Source organism: Arthrobacter sp. H41, from assembly GCF_000520535.1.
Classification (GTDB): domain Bacteria; phylum Actinomycetota; class Actinomycetes; order Actinomycetales; family Micrococcaceae; genus Arthrobacter_D.
Window position 1 is genome coordinate 12044 of record NZ_KI914822.1, and the last position, 3799, is coordinate 15842.

Here is a 3799-nt window from a genome sequence, read left to right on the forward strand (position 1 = left end):
CCTGCCGGCGGAGCTGGTCCGCGCTCTGGTGGGCCCGGGAGCCGTTGTCGGATTGAGTGCGGCAACCGACCTGGAGATCAGGGCCGCGCACCAGCTACCGGCCGGGGTGGTGGATTATCTGGGGGTCGGTGCCGTCCACGCCACTGCCACGAAGGCGGATCATCCCCGGCCGTTGGGGATCGACGGGTTCGGTGCCCTGATCGCGTCCAGTAGCCTGCCGTGCGTCGCGATCGGCGGGATCGGCCGGGGTGACGTGCGTCCGCTGCGCGACGTCGGCGCTGCCGGGGTGGCCGTCGTCTCCGCGGTCTGCGCCTCGAGTGATCCGAAGGCCGCGGCCGGACGGCTGAAGGAGGAATGGTGCTCTTGAAGACTCCAACCCTGCGGGATATCCCGCGGGTGCTCAGTATCGCCGGAACAGATCCGACGGGCGGTGCGGGTATTCAGGCCGACCTGAAAAGCATCGCCGCGCTCGGCGGGTACGCAATGGCGGTGGTCACGTCGCTGGTGGCGCAGAACACCCGCGGCGTCCGGTCCGTTCACACGCCTCCTGCACAGTTCCTGGCCGAACAGCTCGACGCGGTCAGCGATGACGTGACCATCGATGCCGTAAAAATCGGCATGCTGGGAGATACGGCGACTATCGCCGTCGTCCAGGAGTGGCTTGCCCGGGTACGGCCGCCTCTTGTGGTCCTGGATCCCGTCATGGTCACCACCAGCGGCGACAGGCTCCTGGCCGCCGATGCCGAGACCGCGCTGCGCGAACTGATCAGTGCGGTGGGCCTAGTGACCCCCAATCTTCCCGAGCTGGCGGTCCTGGTCGACGAACCGGTCGCCGCCGACTGGCCGACAGCTATCGAACAGGGCAAAAAATTGTCCATGAACTGCGGGACAAGGGTGCTCGTCAAGGGCGGTCACTTGGCAGCAGAATCCAGTCCCGACGCACTCGTGGATGCCACCGGCCAGCTCAATGGTACTGACTGGGACGTCGTGGAATTCGTGTCCCTCCGGGTCAACACGAGGAATACGCACGGGACCGGGTGCTCGCTGTCTTCCGCCGTCGCTACCGTCATGGCACGCACCGGGAATTGGACCGTTGCTGTTTCCCAAGCCAAGGACTGGCTGCAGGACGCCCTCACCCACGCCGATGAATTACAGGTCGGGCAGGGGAACGGGCCGATCAACCACTTCCACCAACTATGGACCGCGGCTGATATTCTTTGCCAACCCGCGAAGCCAGCGGAGACAACACGGCAACCGCGCATTGACACCTGAGGAGAGTCCATAGGATGAGGAATTCAACATCGCGCGTGCTGATTGTTGCCGCTCTTGCTGCTACGGGTTTCCCGGCGCTGCCGGCGCAAGCTGCCCTAGAGAACGAACAGCGGTTGATCGTCACCTTCGAAAGCGATGTGAATGAACGGGATAAGGCAGCAGTGGAGAGTGCCGGGGCTGCTCCAGTAAAGGAAGTGAAGTTCATTGACAGCCTGGTCGTGACGGTTCCGAGCAATGCCGTTGCTGAAAGGTTGAGACGCGTGGACGGCGTGGCGAGTGTCTCCATCGACGCGCGGGTTCACGCGACAGCGCCGCCGCGCTGCAGTCCATGGCCATCCTGTAAGGACGCGACCGCACCGTCTCCCTCGCCGGCGCAGGCCCTTCCCTGGGGCATCGATCGTGTCGACGCTGAAAAATCGTGGTCTGCAAGCCGTGGAGCCGGGGTGAAGGTCGCAGTCATCGACACGGGAATCGATCGAAGCCACCCTGACCTGGTGGAGAACATCGCAGGGGGAGTTAATTACGTGAAGGGGCGGGGCGGCCCGGGGAAGCTGCCGGATCCGAACGCCTGGAATGATGACAACGGCCACGGAACCCATGTGGCCGGAACCATCGCTGCTCCTGACAACACGATTGGCGTCGTCGGTGTTGCGCCCGAGGCGGATCTGTATGGGGTGAAGGTGCTCGACGGAAGCGGGTACGGGTATGCCAGTGACGTTGCCCTTGGCATCGAGTGGTCCATCAACAACGGTATGCAGGTGATCAATCTGAGCCTGGCCGAGGAAACAGACGTGCCGGCGCTTCGAGACGCCGTCGAAGTAGCCGACGGCGCCGGTATCGTGGTGGTTGCTGCTGCAGCTAATTCAGGTGATAGTGACCCTTCGACCAATAATGTGCTCTGGCCCGCAAAATACGACAGCGTAATAGCTGTGTCAGCCACGGACATCAACGATTCTGTTGCGGGTTTCAGCTCAGATGGCGCGGAAGTCGAGTCAGCTGCGCCAGGTGTGAATGTGTTGTCCACGACTCGCGGGGGCGGCTATGGCACGATGAGCGGCACGTCAATGGCGACGCCGCATGTCTCCGGTGTAGTGGCCAGTATGTTGGCAGCACCGGTGGTTTCCGGAGTCGACGCCTATCAGGACGGCGTGTGGGATACCTCCGAGATACGGGCATCCCTGCAGGCATCGGCAGATGATTTGGGAACACTGGGGCGGGACGTGTTCCACGGGTACGGACTCCTCGACGCTGAAGAGGCAATCAGCGGGGTTGAGGGGCCCTAGCGGATTTGTGGCTTGTCCGCGGTGACTCCACCCGCGATCCTCAACCAGCTCCGAGGTGTTCGAGAACGGCGGCGGCCACTTTTTCCGGTGAGTCTTCAGTGGGAATGTGTTTGCCGTTCACTTCGACGAGGTCACTGCCCGGAATCTCGGCGACGTAGCGGCGGGCGTAACTGATCTTCTGGAAATCGTCGTCACGCCCCCAGATGAGCCGGGTAGGAATCGCCGCGGCCTTCAATCCCGCCACCAGTTCGACCGTGTACTTCGCGTCGGCAGCGGCGGCCATCGCCATCCAGGACCGGGAGCGGGCAGGACTTTGCCACGGTGAGAGGTAATCGGCAAGCTCTTCATCGTTCAAATCCCTGATCACGGACAGTCTTGTCGCTTTGCTGCGGCCCTGCAGCAGCTCTTCGTCGGTAGTCGCAGCGCGTACGGCCGGATCCCGAAACCGTTCCACTGCGGGGACAGGCCAGGAGTCGAACATCACGGAGTTCATGAGCACGAGGCGATCGACACGTCCCGTCCGTGCCGTGAGGTACTGGGCTATTCCGCCGCCGATATCGTGGCCGGCAAGGGCGAATGATTCCAGGCCGAGGGCGACCGCGGCCTGCAGGACGGTCTGCGCCAGAGCAGGAACAGTGGCGTCAGCGACGCCGAGTTCACCCTCACTGCGTCCGAATCCAGGGAGGTCCAATGCGATGCAATACTTCTCCTGCCCCAGCGCGGGCAGCACGGGCTGCCACACGCGGCTCCAGAAAGTGCCGTGGAGGAGCAGCAGGGGGTCCGCCCCCGGGTCTCCACAGGTGAGGTAGGACAGCGTGGTCCCGCCAACGTGGACCTGCTTTCGGCTGATACGCGGATCATCGGTTTTCATCGGTCTCCCTAACGCTCGAAGTAGGCACAGATCCTCGCCATTCATGTATCGAATCATGCCAGCGGACCAGCAAATCTGCATGCTTCAGGAATGTCGGTGGTGGGTGGTTTGCTGGGGCTATGGACGCGGGAGGGATCGACGACGGCGCTGATGGGGGTTTCCTCGGTGGGGCTGGTTCGCTGTTCGAGCCGGCGACGGATCCGTTGCTCGATCCCCTGCTCGATCCCCTGCTCGGCCCGCCCGCCCAGGGCCTGGACCTCGATGAGGCAGTCAGCGCCCTGCAGCGGATGCAAGTCCTGAAGAGCCAGGCCGATGCCCGCACCGCGCATCTAATCGAGCGGATCCGTAACCTCACCACCGACCGCCTTCACAC

5 protein-coding genes are annotated in these 3799 nt (G+C 63.4%); 4 read left to right on the top strand and 1 reads right to left on the bottom strand.

The genetic code is table 11. From position 1 onward, the window contains the following. From Y705_RS21455 to Y705_RS20125, 3 genes are all read left to right on the top strand, one after another. Positions 1-367: thiamine phosphate synthase (locus tag Y705_RS21455; RefSeq protein WP_162149087.1), on the top strand; the 367-nt coding region annotated here is incomplete at its 5' end. Beyond that, positions 355-1272: a bifunctional hydroxymethylpyrimidine kinase/phosphomethylpyrimidine kinase gene (gene thiD, locus Y705_RS20120; RefSeq protein ID WP_081738070.1), complete on the top strand. Its 918-nt coding sequence runs from the start codon at positions 355-357 to the stop codon at positions 1270-1272. The genes Y705_RS21455 and thiD, both read left to right, overlap by 13 nt. 14 nt (positions 1273-1286) lie before the next feature. Next, positions 1287-2555: a S8 family peptidase gene (locus Y705_RS20125; RefSeq protein WP_081738071.1), complete on the top strand. Its 1269-nt coding sequence runs from the start codon at positions 1287-1289 to the stop codon at positions 2553-2555. Positions 2556-2595: 40 nt separating this feature from the next. Here Y705_RS20125 and Y705_RS0113900 read toward each other — a convergent pair whose 3' ends face one another. Next, positions 2596-3426 (bottom strand): alpha/beta fold hydrolase, encoded by an 831-nt coding sequence (locus Y705_RS0113900; RefSeq protein WP_216698807.1) that lies wholly within the window; start codon positions 3424-3426, stop codon positions 2596-2598. A 119-nt stretch (positions 3427-3545) separates the two neighbouring features. On the opposite strand from Y705_RS0113900, the gene Y705_RS22770 reads away from it, so the two are divergent. Next, positions 3546-3799, top strand: a 254-nt coding sequence (locus tag Y705_RS22770) for a hypothetical protein (protein ID WP_026533300.1), incomplete at its 3' end; no start/stop codon positions are given.